15 protein-coding genes are annotated in these 13275 nt (G+C 68.4%); 11 read left to right on the top strand and 4 right to left on the bottom strand.

Going from position 1 to position 13275, the window contains the following annotated elements; genetic code table 11:
- Nucleotides 1–22: 22 nt before the first annotated feature.
- The gene (locus tag EV192_RS12445) at nt 23–1564 is read right to left on the bottom strand and encodes a methionine--tRNA ligase (RefSeq protein ID WP_132114525.1); all 1542 of its coding nucleotides are present in this window, start codon (nt 1562–1564) and stop codon (nt 23–25) included.
- 89 nt (nt 1565–1653) lie between these two features.
- On the opposite strand from EV192_RS12445, the gene EV192_RS12440 reads away from it, so the two are divergent.
- From EV192_RS12440 to EV192_RS12405, 8 genes are all read left to right on the top strand, one after another.
- Complete coding sequence (locus tag EV192_RS12440) at nt 1654–2247, top strand: helix-turn-helix domain-containing protein (protein WP_132114523.1); 594 nt, start codon at nt 1654–1656, stop codon at nt 2245–2247.
- Nucleotides 2248–2287: 40 nt separating this feature from the next.
- On the top strand, nt 2288–3427 hold the full coding sequence (locus tag EV192_RS12435) for an NAD(P)/FAD-dependent oxidoreductase (RefSeq protein WP_132114521.1): 1140 nt from the start codon (nt 2288–2290) through the stop codon (nt 3425–3427).
- Nucleotides 3424–3645, top strand: a complete 222-nt coding sequence (locus tag EV192_RS12430) for a 2Fe-2S iron-sulfur cluster-binding protein (protein WP_165960354.1) — start codon at nt 3424–3426, stop codon at nt 3643–3645. Before EV192_RS12435 ends, EV192_RS12430 begins: the two co-directional genes overlap by 4 nt.
- Nucleotides 3642–4862, top strand: coding sequence for an NAD(P)/FAD-dependent oxidoreductase (locus EV192_RS12425; protein ID WP_132114519.1), 1221 nt, complete (start codon nt 3642–3644; stop codon nt 4860–4862). The genes EV192_RS12430 and EV192_RS12425 overlap by 4 nt, the downstream gene beginning before the upstream one ends.
- 9 nt (nt 4863–4871) lie before the next feature.
- On the top strand, nt 4872–5927 hold the full coding sequence (locus tag EV192_RS12420; RefSeq protein WP_132114517.1) for a dihydrodipicolinate synthase family protein: 1056 nt from the start codon (nt 4872–4874) through the stop codon (nt 5925–5927).
- Nucleotide 5928: 1 nt separating this feature from the next.
- On the top strand, nt 5929–6930 hold the full coding sequence (locus tag EV192_RS12415; protein ID WP_132114515.1) for a proline racemase family protein: 1002 nt from the start codon (nt 5929–5931) through the stop codon (nt 6928–6930).
- An 86-nt stretch (nt 6931–7016) separates the two neighbouring features.
- On the top strand, nt 7017–8405 hold the full coding sequence (locus tag EV192_RS12410; protein ID WP_132114513.1) for a glycoside hydrolase family 28 protein: 1389 nt from the start codon (nt 7017–7019) through the stop codon (nt 8403–8405).
- Between the two features lie 165 nt (nt 8406–8570).
- Nucleotides 8571–8960 (top strand): histone-like nucleoid-structuring protein Lsr2, encoded by a 390-nt coding sequence (locus tag EV192_RS12405; RefSeq protein ID WP_132114511.1) that lies wholly within the window; start codon nt 8571–8573, stop codon nt 8958–8960.
- Between the two features lie 46 nt (nt 8961–9006).
- Here the strand turns inward: EV192_RS12405 and EV192_RS12400 are convergent, their stop codons facing one another.
- Nucleotides 9007–9594, bottom strand: a complete 588-nt coding sequence (locus EV192_RS12400) for a TetR/AcrR family transcriptional regulator (protein ID WP_132114509.1) — start codon at nt 9592–9594, stop codon at nt 9007–9009.
- Nucleotides 9591–9959, bottom strand: coding sequence for a hydroxyphenylacetyl-CoA thioesterase PaaI (paaI, locus tag EV192_RS12395; RefSeq protein ID WP_132115325.1), 369 nt, complete (start codon nt 9957–9959; stop codon nt 9591–9593). Before paaI ends, EV192_RS12400 begins: the two co-directional genes overlap by 4 nt.
- Before the next feature lie 76 nt (nt 9960–10035).
- Here paaI and EV192_RS12390 point away from each other — a divergent pair, with 76 nt between their 5' ends.
- The 3 genes from EV192_RS12390 to EV192_RS12380 all read left to right on the top strand — a co-directional run bounded on the left by EV192_RS12390 (nt 10036) and on the right by EV192_RS12380 (nt 12430).
- On the top strand, nt 10036–11214 hold the full coding sequence (locus EV192_RS12390) for a thiolase family protein (RefSeq protein WP_132114507.1): 1179 nt from the start codon (nt 10036–10038) through the stop codon (nt 11212–11214).
- Nucleotides 11215–11293: 79 nt separating this feature from the next.
- On the top strand, nt 11294–12088 hold the full coding sequence (locus EV192_RS12385) for a hypothetical protein (RefSeq protein ID WP_132114505.1): 795 nt from the start codon (nt 11294–11296) through the stop codon (nt 12086–12088).
- 18 nt (nt 12089–12106) lie between these two features.
- Nucleotides 12107–12430, top strand: a complete 324-nt coding sequence (locus tag EV192_RS12380) for a hypothetical protein (RefSeq protein ID WP_132114503.1) — start codon at nt 12107–12109, stop codon at nt 12428–12430.
- Between the two features lie 20 nt (nt 12431–12450).
- Here the strand turns inward: EV192_RS12380 and EV192_RS12375 are convergent, their stop codons facing one another.
- Entirely contained in the window at nt 12451–13221 is a 771-nt protein-coding gene (locus EV192_RS12375; protein ID WP_132114501.1) for an enoyl-CoA hydratase/isomerase family protein, read from the bottom strand.
- Nucleotides 13222–13275 lie beyond the last annotated feature (54 nt).

Below are 13275 nucleotides of genomic sequence, written 5' to 3'. Positions count from 1 at the left end.
GCCTGACGGGCTCGCCGCGGTGTCAGGCCTCGATCCGGGGGAACAGCGCGGGGGACTTGGTGACCTGGACGCCGGTGAGGGAGTCCAGCCAGTTCGCCGCGCCCGGCACCTTGTCCGGTTCGGCGCCCAGGGTGCGGATGATCGCGTCGGCGGCCTGCGGCAGGAACGGCAGCAACAGCCGGCCCAGCTGGCGGATCGCGGCCACCAGGTAGTGCAGTGTCGTGTCCAATGTGGACGCCTGGGCCTCGTCCTTGGCCAGGTGCCACGGGGCCCGCTCGTCGACGTACGCGTTGGTCCGGCGGACCAGGTCCCAGATCCGGGCCAGTGCTTCGCGGTGGTCGTAGCCGGCCATCGCGGCGACCGACGCCTGCTCGGACGCGACGAGCTGCTCGGCGAGCGCGCGCTCCGGGTCGCCGATCTCGCTCGGCGCGGGCACCACGCCGTCGCGGTAACGGACGGTCATGCTCGTCGCGCGGGACAGCAGGTTCCCCATGCCGTTCGCCAGATCCGCGTTGTACCGGGCGATCAGGCGTTCTTCGCTGAAGTCGCCGTCGATGAACGGGGAGAACTCGGCCAGCAGGAAGTAACGGACCGCGTTCGAGCCGAACCGCTCGATCAGGTTGGTCGGGTCGATCACGTTGCCGGTCGTCTTGCTGAGCTTCTGGCCGGCCGCGGTGATGTAGCCGTGCACGACCACCTCGGTCGGCATCTTCAGGCCGGCCGACATCAGCATCGCCGGCCAGTACACGGCGTGGAACCGGGTCACGCCCTTGCCGACCACGTGCACCCGCTTGGCCGCGTCCACCCAGTACCGCTGGTACTCGTCGGCGTCCCGGGTCCAGCCAAGGGCGTTGGTGTAGTTGGTCAGCGCGTCGATCCAGACGTACATCACCTGGTTGTCGTCGCCCGGCACCGGGATGCCCCAGCCGCGGGCGCGGCCGGTCGAGCGGGAGATCGAGATGTCCTCCAGGCCGGACCGCACGAAGCTGGTGACCTCGTTCAGCCGCGACTCCGGGACCACCTTCAGCTCGCCGGACTCCAACGCGGCGAGCAGGGCGTCCTGGTAGTTGGACAGCCGGAAGAAGTAGTTCCGCTCGCTGACCAGGTCCGGCACGGTGAAGTGCTCCGGGCACTTGCCGTCGACCAGTTCGGCCGGCGTGTAGAACTGTTCGCAGCCCACGCAGTACAGGCCCTCGTAGTCCTTGGCGTAGATGTCGCCGCGGGCGGCCATCCGCTGCCAGATCTCCACGGCGCCGTCGAGGTGGTCCTGGTCGACGCTGGTCCGGATGAACCGGCGCAACCGGACCTGGAGGTCGTCGGCCATCCGCTCGAAGAACACCACGTTGCGGTCGACGAGTTCGCGCGCGGTGATGCCTTCCTTCTCCGCGGCGAGCACGTTCTTGAGGCTGTTCTCGTCCGAGCCGCTCAGGAAGTAGACGTCCATGCCCTGGCTGGCCATGTGCCGCGCGTACGCGTCGGCCTGGCTGTACTCGAACGCGTGCCCCAGGTGCGGCTGCGCGTTCACGTAAGGGATGGTCGTGGAGATGAAAGCGGCCTCGGCCATGATCTTCCTAACCTCTGCAAGCGCCGGACGACCAAGCTTATCCGGGCGCGGTTGGGTAGCCTCGTGCGGGCGAGCGCGAGGAGGCCCTGGTGGTGAAGGAACAAGCTGGTCAGGTGCTGGCCGCGAACCTCAGGGCGCTGCGCGCGCAGGCCGGCCTGTCCATGTCCGAACTCGCCAGGCGCTCGGGCATCGCCAAGGGCACGCTGTCCCAGCTGGAGTCCGGCACAGGCAACCCGACCATCGAAACCGTGTTCAGTTTGTCGAACGCCTTTCAGGTGCCGGTGTCGACCCTGCTGACCGAGCGGACGGCGCCGGAGGTGGTCCTGGTCCGCGGCGCGGGCCTGGACGTGCTCAGCAGCGTCGCGGTGGACCTGCGCATGTTCCGGCGGCTCGACCTGCAGGACACCGTGTTCGAACTGTACGACCAACGGGTCCGGCCCGGCGCGGTACAGCACTCGGCCGGCCATCCCGGGCTGGAGCACGTGGTGGTGACCTCAGGACGGCTACAGGTCGGGCCGCCGAACGAGCCGTACGTGCTCGACGCCGGCGACTACGTCTGTTTCCCGGCCGACCAGCCACACGTCTACTCGACCGCGGACGAGGAGCCGGTGGTGTCGGTGCTGCTGTTGCAGTACCCGTCGGATCAGGTCGTCTCGGTGCTTGCCAGCTGCGTGAGCCGCTAGCTACGCTCAGTCTCGTTCGTTTTAATGAACGGTGGCCGCAATGGAGCATCCGGACGTGGTGGTGGTCGGCGCGGGCGTGATCGGTGCCGCCTGCGCCGAAGCGCTGACCGCGGCCGGCGTTGAAGTGCTTGTGCTGGACCGCGCCGGACCGGCCTCGGGCACCACGGCGGCTGGCGAGGGCAACCTCCTGATCTCGGACAAGGCACCCGGCCCGGAACTGGTGCTGGCCCAGGCGTCACTGGCGCGCTGGCCGCGGCTGCTCGACGAACTGAGGTCCGAACTTGGACATGTCGCCGAAGTCGAGTGGCAGCCGAAAGGCGGACTGGTCGTCGCGACCGCGCACGGGGATGAGCTGCTGGAGTTCGCAGCACGACAACGGGCCGTCGGCGTCCGCGCCGAGGTCGTGATGGACCCGTACGAGTACGAACCGGACCTGACCCGGGATCTCGACGCGGCCGTGTTCTACCCGGAAGACGCCCAGTTGCAACCCGTGCTCGCGGCCACGACATTGCTCGCCGCGGTCCGCAGGCGCGGTGGTGAGGTGCGGGCTGGTGTCACCGCCCTCGGGCTTCGACCTGGCGGAGTCGTGACGTCGGCGGGGTTCATCGCGTGTGGTGCGGTGGTGAACGCGTGCGGGCCATGGGCAGGGGAGTTCAGCGCGGCCGTGGGCGCGCCGATCAATGTCCAGCCGCGACGCGGGGTGATCCTGGTCACCGCTCGGCCGATGGGCATCCAGGTCCGCCACAAGGTCTACGACGCGGACTATGTCGGCGCGGTCGGCAGTTCAGCGGCCGAGCTGCAGACCTCGACCGTGGTGGAGTCCACAATGGCCGGTTCGGTGCTGGTCGGGTCCAGCCGGGAACGGGTCGGCTTCGACGACACGATCCGGGTCGAGGTGCTGCGGGTGCTGGCGCGCAAGGCGGTCCGGCTGTTCCCCGGGTTGGCCGACGTGCCGGTGATGCGGGCGTACGGCGGGTTCAGGCCGTACGCGCCGGACCACCTGCCGGTCATCGGGCCGGATCCGCGGGTGCCCGGACTGTGGCACGTGACCGGGCATGAAGGAGCGGGGATCGTGCTGGCCGCGGGCACCGGACAGTTGCTGGCGGACTTGTATCTGGAACGGGCGCCGGCGGTGGATCCGGAGCCGTTCCGGGTGGATCGGGCAGGGGTGATGGCATGAAGGACGGCGCAGCAGTGACTGGCACTGTGCAGGTGACTGTCGACGGGCGTGCGGTCCATGCCCGGCCGGGGCAGACGATCGGCGCTGTCCTGCCAGGGGTCCTGTTCTGCGGCATCGGGGTCTGCTTCGCCTGTGTCGTCGTGGTGAACGGGATCCAGGATGTCCGTGCCTGCCAACGGGTCCTGGCCGAGGGAGACGAAATCAGGACCCGCCCATGACCATCGTGGTGGTCGGCGCCGGACCGGCCGGGCTCAGCGCGGCACGGGCCGCCGCCGCCTTCGGGAAACACGTCCTGCTGGTCGACGCAGCGCCTTCGGTCGGCGGCCAGTACTTCCGACAGCCCTACGACCGGACGCTGACCCTGCCCGGGGTCGAGCACCTTGCGTCCACTGTGGTCTGGGCGGTGGAGGGGCGGCGGGTGCACCTGCTCACCGGGCCGGCGGACGGGCCGGGCCGGCAGGGTCGGACGGTGGACGCGTCCGCGCTCGTGCTGGCGACCGGGGCGTACGACCGGGTGGTGCCGTTCCCCGGCTGGGACACGCCAACGGTGTTCACGGCCGGCGCGGCTCAGGCGCTGGCGAAGGGGCAACGGGTCGCGGTGGGTGACCGGGTCCTGGTCGGTGGGACCGGGCCGTTTCTGTTCGCCGTCACCAAATCACTTGTCCAGGCTGGCGCCAAGGTGGTCGGTGTGCTTGAGGCGAATGTGCCGAAGTGGGGTGATCCGTGGGCGGCGAGGCACAAACTCGGTGAATTGGCCGGATACGCGGCTTTCTTCGCGCGCCACGGAATTCCGTATCGGCTCAGGAGCGCGGTGACCGCTGTCGGCGCCGGTGGGGCGACCGTCTCGCAGTTGGATGCCGAGTGGAATGTCCGGGACAGCAAGGACGTCCCGGTGGACGCGGTGTGCGTCGGATATGGGTTCACGCCCCAACTTGAACTGGCTGTCGCCGCTGGATGCGCGTTGGCGGACGGATTTGTGACAGTGGACATCGCACAAGGGACATCTGTTCCCGGCGTGTTCGCGGCCGGGGAGATCACAGGTATCGGCGGCGCGGATCTGGCGGCCGCCGAAGGCGAGGTCGCCGGGGTCGCCGCCGCGGGCGGCGATATTCCCCGGGGCGCGCTCATGCGGGTCCGCCACGGCCGGAGATTCGCCGCCGCGCTGGCGAAAGCGTATCCGGTCAAACCGGGATGGCGGACCTGGCTGGCCGACGACACCATTGTCTGCCGGTGCGAACGTGTGCCGGTCGGACAGTTGCGGGCGGCCATCGCGGACAGGCAGTTGACCGAGGCGCGTGCGGTGAAGTTGGCCAGCCGGGTCGGGCTCGGGCTGTGCCAGGGGCGGACGTGTACCCGCAATGCCGAGGACCTCACCGGAATTCAGTTCACCGACCGCAGGCCCGTCGCCGCCCCCGTGCGGCTGGGCGAGCTTTGAGGAGGAGCCATGAAATCAGGCCGTGTCTCGACGTCCCCGTCCGCGATAGCCGGGCCGGATGCGGTCCCTGACGCCACCGCCGGGACGCCCAAAGACAACCAGTATTCGCGGCGTCCCGGCGGCGACGCCAGGAACCGCCCCGATCCCGACTATCATCGAACGGGGACGTCGAGACACGACCTGGACGGCGTCATCGTCGCCACCGCACTTCCCTACACCGAGGATTCCAGCGCCCCCGCCGGTCTCCAAGTGGACCTGGACCGATACGCCGAACACTGCCGGTGGCTCGTCGACAACGGATGTCACGGTGTCGGCCCGAACGGTTCCCTCGGCGAGTACTCGTCATTGACCGACCAGGAGCGTCGGGCGGTCGCCCGGACCGCGATTGACGCCGTGCGGGACAAGGGAATTGTCGTCGTCGGTGTGCACGGCGTCGGTTCGCACCAGGCCCGGCAATGGGCGGAACTGGCGGCCGAGGACGGCGCCGACGGCGTCCTGTGCCTGCCGCCGACGCTCTACCGCGCGAATACCCGAGAGGTGATTGATCACTTCGCCGCGGTGGCGGCGGTGGGATTGCCGGTGATGGTCTACAACAATCCGTTCGACACCAAGGTCGACCTCACCCCGGCCGTCCTCGCCGAGATCGCCCAGCTGGACAACGTGGTGGCGGTCAAGGAGTTCTCCGGCGACGTCCGGCGGGTCACCGAAATCCGGGCCAAGGCGCCGGACCTGACCGTGGTGGCCGGTGCCGACGACGTCCTGCTGGAGTCCGTGCTGATGGGCGCGACCGGGTGGTTCGCCGGATTCCCGAATGTGTTCCCGGAGACGTCCGTCCAGCTGTTCACCCTGGCTCTGCAGGGAAAACTCGCCGACGCCCGCCAGGTGTACGAGCGGATGGTCGGCGCGTTCCGGTGGGATTCTCGGACCGAGTTCGTCCAGGCCATCAAGTACGGCATGGATTTCGTCGGCCGATATGGCGGTCCGTGCCGCCCGCCGCGCGGTCCGTTGTCGGCGGAGCAGAAGGCCGCCCTGGACGCGGACATGCGCCGCGCGCTGGAGGTGTGACGTGCGGGCGAACCGGTATTTCAGTGCGGTCGACTCGCACACCGAAGGCATGCCGACGCGGGTGATCACCGGCGGAGTCGGCGTGATTCCCGGCGACACAATGGCGGCCAGGCGACTGTATTTCATGGAGAATCTCGACCATATCCGGCAGTTTCTGGTCAACGAGCCGCGTGGGCACGCGGCGATGAGCGGCGCGATCCTCCAGCCGCCGACCAGACCGGACGCGGACATGGGCGTGCTGTACATCGAGGTGTCCGGCTGCCTGCCGATGTGTGGGCACGGGACCATCGGCGTGGCGACCGTCCTGGTGGAGACGGGCATGGTCACGGTGACGTCCCCGGTCACCACGGTCCGGCTGGACACCCCGGCCGGGCTGGTCACCGCCGAAGTCAAGGTGACCGACGGCCGCGCCGAGGCGGTGACCATCCAGAACGTGCCGTCGTTCACGCTGGAGCTGGACGCCCGGGTGAAGGTGCCGGACGTCGGCGACGTCACCTACGACATGGCCTACGGCGGCAACTTCTACGCCATCCTGCCCATCGCCGACCTCGGCATTCCGTTCGACCGGGCGGACAAGGACCGGATGCTGGCCACCGGCCTGGACATCATGGCCGCCATCAACGAGCAACGCCGTCCGGTCCATCCCGCCGACCCGGACATCGCCGGCTGCAAGCACGTCCAGCTCGTCGCGCCCGGTGTGAACGGCAGCGACTCGCGGAACGCGATGGTGATCCACCCCGGCTGGTTCGACCGCTCGCCGTGCGGCACGGGCACGTCCGCGCGGCTGGCCCAGCTGCACACCCGCGGCATGCTCGGCGTGCAGGAGGACTTCGTGAACGAGTCGCTGCTGGGCACCCGGTTCACCGGCCGGCTGATCGGCGAGACGACCGTGGGTGACCTGCCGGCGGTCGTCCCGACGGTCACCGGCCGGGCCTGGATCACCGGAATGGGCCAGTACCTGCTGGATCCGACCGATCCCTTCCCGGCCGGATTCACGCTCTAGTGCGACTGGGCGAAAACCTTTACATTGAGTTTGTACCAACCCCGCCGCCGGGTTACCGCAGATCACTCTGACCTGGAGGTAGTGGGATGGATCGTCGGCAACTGCTCCGGACCGGCGCGATGGTCGCGGCCACGGCAGTGGTGTCCCCTTCGCTCGTTCGCACCGCGAACGCGGCGACCGGCGTGCGGCTCACCAAGGACATACCGACGCTGCCGTGGGCCGCGGCCAATGACATCGTGGCCGCGACCCGGCTGCCGGTTTTTCCGGACGTGAACTTTCTGGCCACCGACCCGAAGTATGGCGCGAAAGGCGACAACAAGACCGACAACACCGGCGCGTTCGGCAAGGCGATCGCGGCGGCCAACGCGGCCGGCGGGGGCCACGTGATCGTGCCGGCCGGGCAGTATGTGACCGGGGCGATTCACCTGATGAGCAACGTCGACCTGCACCTGGAATCCGGAGCGGTTCTACGGTTCAGTGGCGACGCGTCGAAATTTCCCACGGTGCTGACGCGGTATGAGGGCATCGAGTGCATGAACCGTTCGCCAATGGTCTACGCGTACGGCCAGACGAACATCGCGGTGACCGGAAGTGGCACCCTGGACGCGAATGCCACTTCCTCCTGGAACAAGGGGTCCGACCGGGCGTACCTGGAATCCCTGATCGCCAAGGGCGTCACGGATCCGGCCAAACGGGTGTTTCCGGGTTCCGGCCATACCGGGCGCTCCACGTTCATCGAGCCGTACAAGTGCGACACGGTTCTGATCCAGGGCGTGACCCTGAAAAACCCCAAGTTCTGGCAGATCCACCCGACCCTGTGCCGGAACGTCACGGTGGACGGCGTGCGCACCGACCCCAGCACGGCTTCTTCGAACACCGACGGCTGTGATCCGGAGTCGTGCGACCATGTGGTCATCACCAACTGCCAGCTCGGCGCGCACGACGACAACATCGCCATCAAGTCGGGGCGGGACGCCGACGGCCGCCGGGTCAACGTGCCCTGTCAGAACCTGGTCGTGGTCAACTGCGCGATGAACGGCAACTGGGGGGCCATCACCTGCGGGTCCGAGCAGTCCGGGGGTATCCGTAATGTCTATGCGTTCAGATTGAATGTCACAGGGGCCACGAAGTTCGCTCTCTACGTGAAATCGAACACCCAGCGCGGAGGTTTCTCCCAGAACATCAACCTGGACAGCGTGTCCGGGACGTTCGACCGTTCCTTCGTGTTTGTCACCTCGACGTACAACAACCAGACCGGGAACTTCCCACCGGCGTTCGGGCCCTTTACCATCAGCAACTCCTCGTGTACCAGGGCGGACCGGGTGTTCGACGTCAGCGGTCTGGCCGACTCGCACATCAAGGGGCTGGTGGCCACCGACTGCCGGTTCGCCGGCGTGGCCAACACCGCCAACATACTGAACAACGTGGACGGCAGGCGGTTCACAAACGTCACGGTGAACGGAAAGCCCATCTGAGGGTTTTCTCGGCGTGTCCCGCGCCGGCGTGTTCCGCCACGCCGGGGAACATGGAGTTGCGAAGCAGTGGTAGTGGCGAACTATAGTCTGACCTAACACCCGCGGCATTCCCACATGGCGGGCGTTACCCATTGTCACCACTGTCACAAATCGAGGTAACCTTTAATGGCTCAGAGGGTCACCGTCCAGATGGTTGACGACCTCGACGGCACCGCCGCCGATGACGTCAGCACCGTGAGCTTCGCACTCGACGGCGTGAGCTACGAGATCGATCTCAGCGAGGCAAATGCCGAGAAACTGCGTTCCGGCCTCGAGGAGTTCGTGAACTCGGCGCGCCGCACCGGCGGTCGCGTCAAGCGTGGAACCGCGCCGTCGAAGCGCCCCGGTTCGCCCGCGAGCCGGGAGCAGACCAAGGCAATCCGCGACTGGGCCCGGCAGAACGGCTTCGAGCTTTCCGACCGCGGCCGCATTCCGGCCACGGTGATCGAGGCTTTCGAGGCCGCGCACACCGGCAGCAAGGGCAAGAAGAAGGGCGAGCCCGCGTTCTCGGCATGATGACGTATGTCCTACTGGAAGTGGCGCTGGGGAGAGCCACTTCCAGTTATGCCGTGGTCCGTAACCCGTCGAACAGGACGGCGCACACCGCGTTCGCCAAATCGGCGGTGCCGAGTCCCCCGCGCGGGCGATACCACTCGGTCAACGAGTTCACGGTGCCGAACAGCAGCCGAGCGGTCACCGCCGGATCGATGTCCGGCCGGACGTCGCCCTCGGCCTCGGCCTGTTTCACCAGTTCGGTCACCACCAGGTCGAACTCCCGGCGCCGGGCCAACGCGGCCCGTTCCACCTTCGTGTTGCCGCGCACGCGCAGCAACAGGGTGACGAACGGCAGCCGGTCCACCAGGACGCCGATGCTGCCGCGGATCAGGAACTCCAGCCGGTCGATGGCCGGGCCCGCGACACCCCTGGCCTCCTCGGCGACCGCGAACAGTCCGTCCAGCGCACGGTCCACCGCCAGTCGGAGCAGTTCGTCCTTGCTCGGCACGTGGTAGTAGATGGCGGATTTGGTGATCCCGAGCCGGCGGGACAGGTCCTCCATGCTCGTGGCCTCGTAGCCACGTTCGTTGAACACCTTCACCGCGACCGCGAGCAGCGACTCGAGGTCGTATCCGGGCCTGCCGCGGCGGGTCATTTCCCGATCACCCGGCTGCGGCCGCGGAACTCCGCGACCACCTCGCCGTCCCGGTCGACCGTGACGTCGTAGATGCCGCTGCGGCCGAACCGGGTCTTCTCGGTCGCCCGAGCGGTCAGCAGGTCGCCCAGCTTGACCGGTGTGACGAAGGTTATGTCGGCGCCCGCCGCCACGGTTACCGGTCCGTAGCTGTTGCACGCGCAGGCGAACGTCGTGTCCGCGAGCAGGAAGATGTAGCCGCCGTGGGCGATGTCGTGCCCGTTGACCATGGTCGGTGTGATCCGCATCCTGGTGACCGCGTGGCCCGCGCCTGCTTCGATCAGTTCGATGCCCAGTGCCCTGGAGGCCGCGTCCGCCTCGAACATGTCGTGCACGGGGTTCTGTGACACCGGATTCACCACCCTTGCCAACTGACCGAACGGACGGTTGATAATAACGGGTATGGGTGAGGCCTTCGTTGTGGATGGTGTCCGAACTGCGCAAGGCCGCTACGGCGGCGTGCTGGCCGGGGTACGGCCGGACGACCTGGCCGCTCTGGTGGTCGCCGAGGCGGTCCGCCGGGCCGGGGTGCCCGGCGAGGACGTCGACGAGGTCATCCTCGGCGCGGCCAACCAGTCCGGTGAGGACAATCGGAACGTCGGCCGGATGGCCGTGTTGCTGTCCGGCCTGCCGCACACCGTGCCCGGTTACACCGTGAACCGGCTGTGCGCGAGTGGGCTGACGGCGGTCATGTCCGCCGCGCAGGCCATCAAGTCCGGTGAGGCCGACGTGGTCGTGGCCGGCGGGGTCGAATCGATGACCCGCGCGCCCTGGGTGATGGCCAAGCCAGGCACGCCGTGGGCCAAACCGGGCGAGATCGCGGACACGTCACTGGGGTGGCGATTCACCAACCCTCGATTCCCCGCGAAGGACACCATTCCGATGGGTGAAACGGCCGAGGAGGTCGCGGAGCTCGACGGCATCACTCGCGAGGACTCCGACGCCTTCGCCCTGCGCAGCCACGCCCGTGCCATCGCGGCGATCGACGGCGGCCGGTTCGCCGCCGAGATCGTGCCCGTTCCTGTGAAGGACGGTGAGGTGACGGTCGACGAGGGGCCGCGCAGGTCGACCACCCTGGAGAAGCTCGGCCAGCTCAGGACCGTTTTCCGGAAGGACGGGATCGTCACGGCGGGGTCGTCCTCGCCGCTGTCCGACGGCGCCGCCGCGCTGGTCCTGGCCAGCGCCGAAGCCGTCGAACGGTACGGCTTGAAGCCGCGGGCGCGGGTGGTCGCCGGGGCGAGCGCGGGTGTCGAACCGCACCTCATGGGCCTCGGCCCGGTCCCGGCCACGGAGAAGGTCCTGGCTCGGACCGGCTGGCAGCGGGACGAGCTGGCGGTCGAGCTGAACGAGGCGTTCGCCGCCCAGTCCCTCGCCGTGATCCGCCGGTTGAAGCTGGACCAGGACCGGGTGAACGCCGACGGCGGTGCGATCGCCCTGGGCCACCCGCTCGGCTGCTCCGGCGCCCGGCTCGTGGTCACCCTCCTCGGCCGGCTGGAACGCGAGAAAACCGCCCGTGGCCTGGCGACCTTGTGCGTCGGCGTGGGGCAGGGCGTGGCAGTGGCGTTCGAACGGGTTTCCTGACCCGACCGGCCGATTTCCCGGGCCGGCTCGGTGCGGTGTCCCTGGCCCTCGGGAACGCCCGGCCGTGAAGCTCTCGGGCATGGCTGGTTGGGTGTATGTCGTCATCGTCGCGGCAGTGCTGATCGTCTTGGTGATCGTGCTGTTCACCAAGCGCAAGCGGTTCGCCGCACTGCTTCTGCTGCTGTTGTTGCTGCTTGGCCTCACCGCGACCGTCATCGACGGCCGCGTGTTCAAGAGCCCTCAGGCGGACGCCACGATCGCCGACGACACCCACCGGGTCCTGCCCGGCGGCACCATCAGGGACGGCGACACGGTCGTCGGCGAGGTGAAGAACGCAGGCGACCGGGTGGACTACAACATCGTGATCGAGGGTGCCACCCAGTTCAGCCTGGTCGACTCGAGCAACAAGGTCGACCTGCGGCTGGACCAGGGCGAGAATCCCGACTTCAACGTCATTCCCGGGGCGTTCCAGTACGGGGTCGGCAAGCCGGGCACCTATCACCTGACGCTGAGCCTGCCCGACGGCGAGACCGGGAAGTACACCTTCCGGGTGGTCTTCCGGAAGATCCGGAAACACGAGGTGCGGGTCGGCGACGTGATCAAGGGCCGCTTCGACACTCCCGGCCAGGTCGACGAGTACGTCTTCCCGCTGCCGGCGCTGCAGAAGGTGACCATCGCCGACTCCCAGCCGTGCCAGGACGTCGCCATGGGCTACACGGACGACGCGGACCGGCCATTGGTCTACACGCCGGGCACGCTGTGCTGGGACTTCACCTCACCGGCCCTGGAGAAGGACGGCAGGCTGGCGATTGTGGTCTGGTCCGAGGCCGGCAAGCCGGCCGACTACGGGTTCACCATCAAACCGGTTGCCTGACCGGTTACCTTGGGCCGCATGATCGAGATCCGCCGGGACGAGGACGACGAGCTGCTCGGCTACGTCGTCCCCGCAGGTGACGAATGGCAGCCCGTAACCGTCTTCCACGCTGCCCTGGCCGATCCGACGACTCGCGACGACGCCGAGGACATCGTCCGCGCTGAGGGCCTCGCCAGCCTGAGCGACCCCTGGTGGGTGGAGGACTCGGGGGAGTGGCGTGAAGCCCGCCTGCAGGAAGCGGCGGGACGGCGGATCCGGATCCGCTGGGCGGACCCGCTGATCGACCAGCCCGCCCACGGCCACTGGGTGGACACAACGGTGAACAGGGTCCGCCGCGGCTGAGACCGGATCCGGCCGCTGGGTCAGCGGCCGTGGAACTTGGGGGTGTCCTTGGCCAGGAAGGCCTCTACCGCGTTCCGGTGGTCCTCGGTGACGCCGAGCCGTTTCTGGCCCGCGCCTTCGTTCGCGAGCGCCTGCTCCAGTGACACGGCCATGGCCCGCTTGGCTTCCGCGTAGGCCAGGGTGGGGCCGTCGGCGAGCTTGGTCGCCAGGGCCGCGGTCTCGGCCGCCAACTGCTCAGGCTCGACCACTTTGCCGACGATTCCCCAGGCCAGGGCGTCCGCCGCGGTGAACGTGCCGGCCAGCAGGACCAGTTCGCTGGCGCGGGCCGCGCCCACCGCTCGGGCCAGGGTCACCGACAGGCCCGAGTCGCAGGTCAGGCCGATCGCGGTGAAGGCCGTCCCGAACTTGGCCTTCGACGAGGCGATCCGCAGGTCGCAGGCCAGGGCGAAGCCGAGGCCGGCGCCGAAGCACAGGCCGTTGACGGCCGCGATCACGGGTTTCGGCATGGTCGCCAGGCCGAGCACGATCGGGTTGTAGTGCTCGTCGACGGTGTCCAGGGCGTGCGCGGCGTCGGCCCGGAGCGCCGCCGCGTGTTCGCCGAGGTCCTGGCCCGCGCAGAAGGCCTTTCCGGACCCGGTCAGGACCACCGCGCGGATCGTGGGGTCCGCGCCGACTTCGGCGACGGTGTCCCGCAGTGACGTCTTCAAGTGGTTGGACAGCGCCACCTCGGTCATCGTGATGGTGGCCACCGAACCGTCGCGCACCAGCAGAACACCGCTTTCCTCGGGCATGCGGCCAAGCTACCATGCTGACTGAACGTACGGTTAGTAATTCAGTCCGGAGGT

Source organism: Actinocrispum wychmicini (assembly GCF_004345645.1).
GTDB lineage: Bacteria > Actinomycetota > Actinomycetes > Mycobacteriales > Pseudonocardiaceae > Kibdelosporangium > Kibdelosporangium wychmicini.
This window is presented reverse-complemented; position numbering and strand designations above follow the sequence as displayed.

What these genes read in the sequence shown, in the direction of transcription:
- EV192_RS12445 (WP_132114525.1), bottom strand. Translation starts at nt 1,564, where the DNA reads ATGGCCGAGGCCGCTTTCATCTCCACGACCATCCCTTACGTGAACGCG.
- EV192_RS12435 (WP_132114521.1), top strand. Translation starts at nt 2,288, where the DNA reads ATGGAGCATCCGGACGTGGTGGTGGTCGGCGCGGGCGTGATCGGTGCC.
- EV192_RS12430 (WP_165960354.1), top strand. Translation starts at nt 3,424, where the DNA reads ATGAAGGACGGCGCAGCAGTGACTGGCACTGTGCAGGTGACTGTCGAC.
- EV192_RS12425 (WP_132114519.1), top strand. Translation starts at nt 3,642, where the DNA reads ATGACCATCGTGGTGGTCGGCGCCGGACCGGCCGGGCTCAGCGCGGCA.
- EV192_RS12420 (WP_132114517.1), top strand. Translation starts at nt 4,872, where the DNA reads ATGAAATCAGGCCGTGTCTCGACGTCCCCGTCCGCGATAGCCGGGCCG.
- EV192_RS12410 (WP_132114513.1), top strand. Translation starts at nt 7,017, where the DNA reads ATGGATCGTCGGCAACTGCTCCGGACCGGCGCGATGGTCGCGGCCACG.
- EV192_RS12405 (WP_132114511.1), top strand. Translation starts at nt 8,571, where the DNA reads ATGGCTCAGAGGGTCACCGTCCAGATGGTTGACGACCTCGACGGCACC.
- EV192_RS12400 (WP_132114509.1), bottom strand. Translation starts at nt 9,594, where the DNA reads ATGACCCGCCGCGGCAGGCCCGGATACGACCTCGAGTCGCTGCTCGCG.
- paaI (WP_132115325.1), bottom strand. Translation starts at nt 9,959, where the DNA reads ATGTTCGAGGCGGACGCGGCCTCCAGGGCACTGGGCATCGAACTGATC.
- EV192_RS12390 (WP_132114507.1), top strand. Translation starts at nt 10,036, where the DNA reads ATGGGTGAGGCCTTCGTTGTGGATGGTGTCCGAACTGCGCAAGGCCGC.
- EV192_RS12385 (WP_132114505.1), top strand. Translation starts at nt 11,294, where the DNA reads ATGGCTGGTTGGGTGTATGTCGTCATCGTCGCGGCAGTGCTGATCGTC.
- EV192_RS12380 (WP_132114503.1), top strand. Translation starts at nt 12,107, where the DNA reads ATGATCGAGATCCGCCGGGACGAGGACGACGAGCTGCTCGGCTACGTC.
- EV192_RS12375 (WP_132114501.1), bottom strand. Translation starts at nt 13,221, where the DNA reads ATGCCCGAGGAAAGCGGTGTTCTGCTGGTGCGCGACGGTTCGGTGGCC.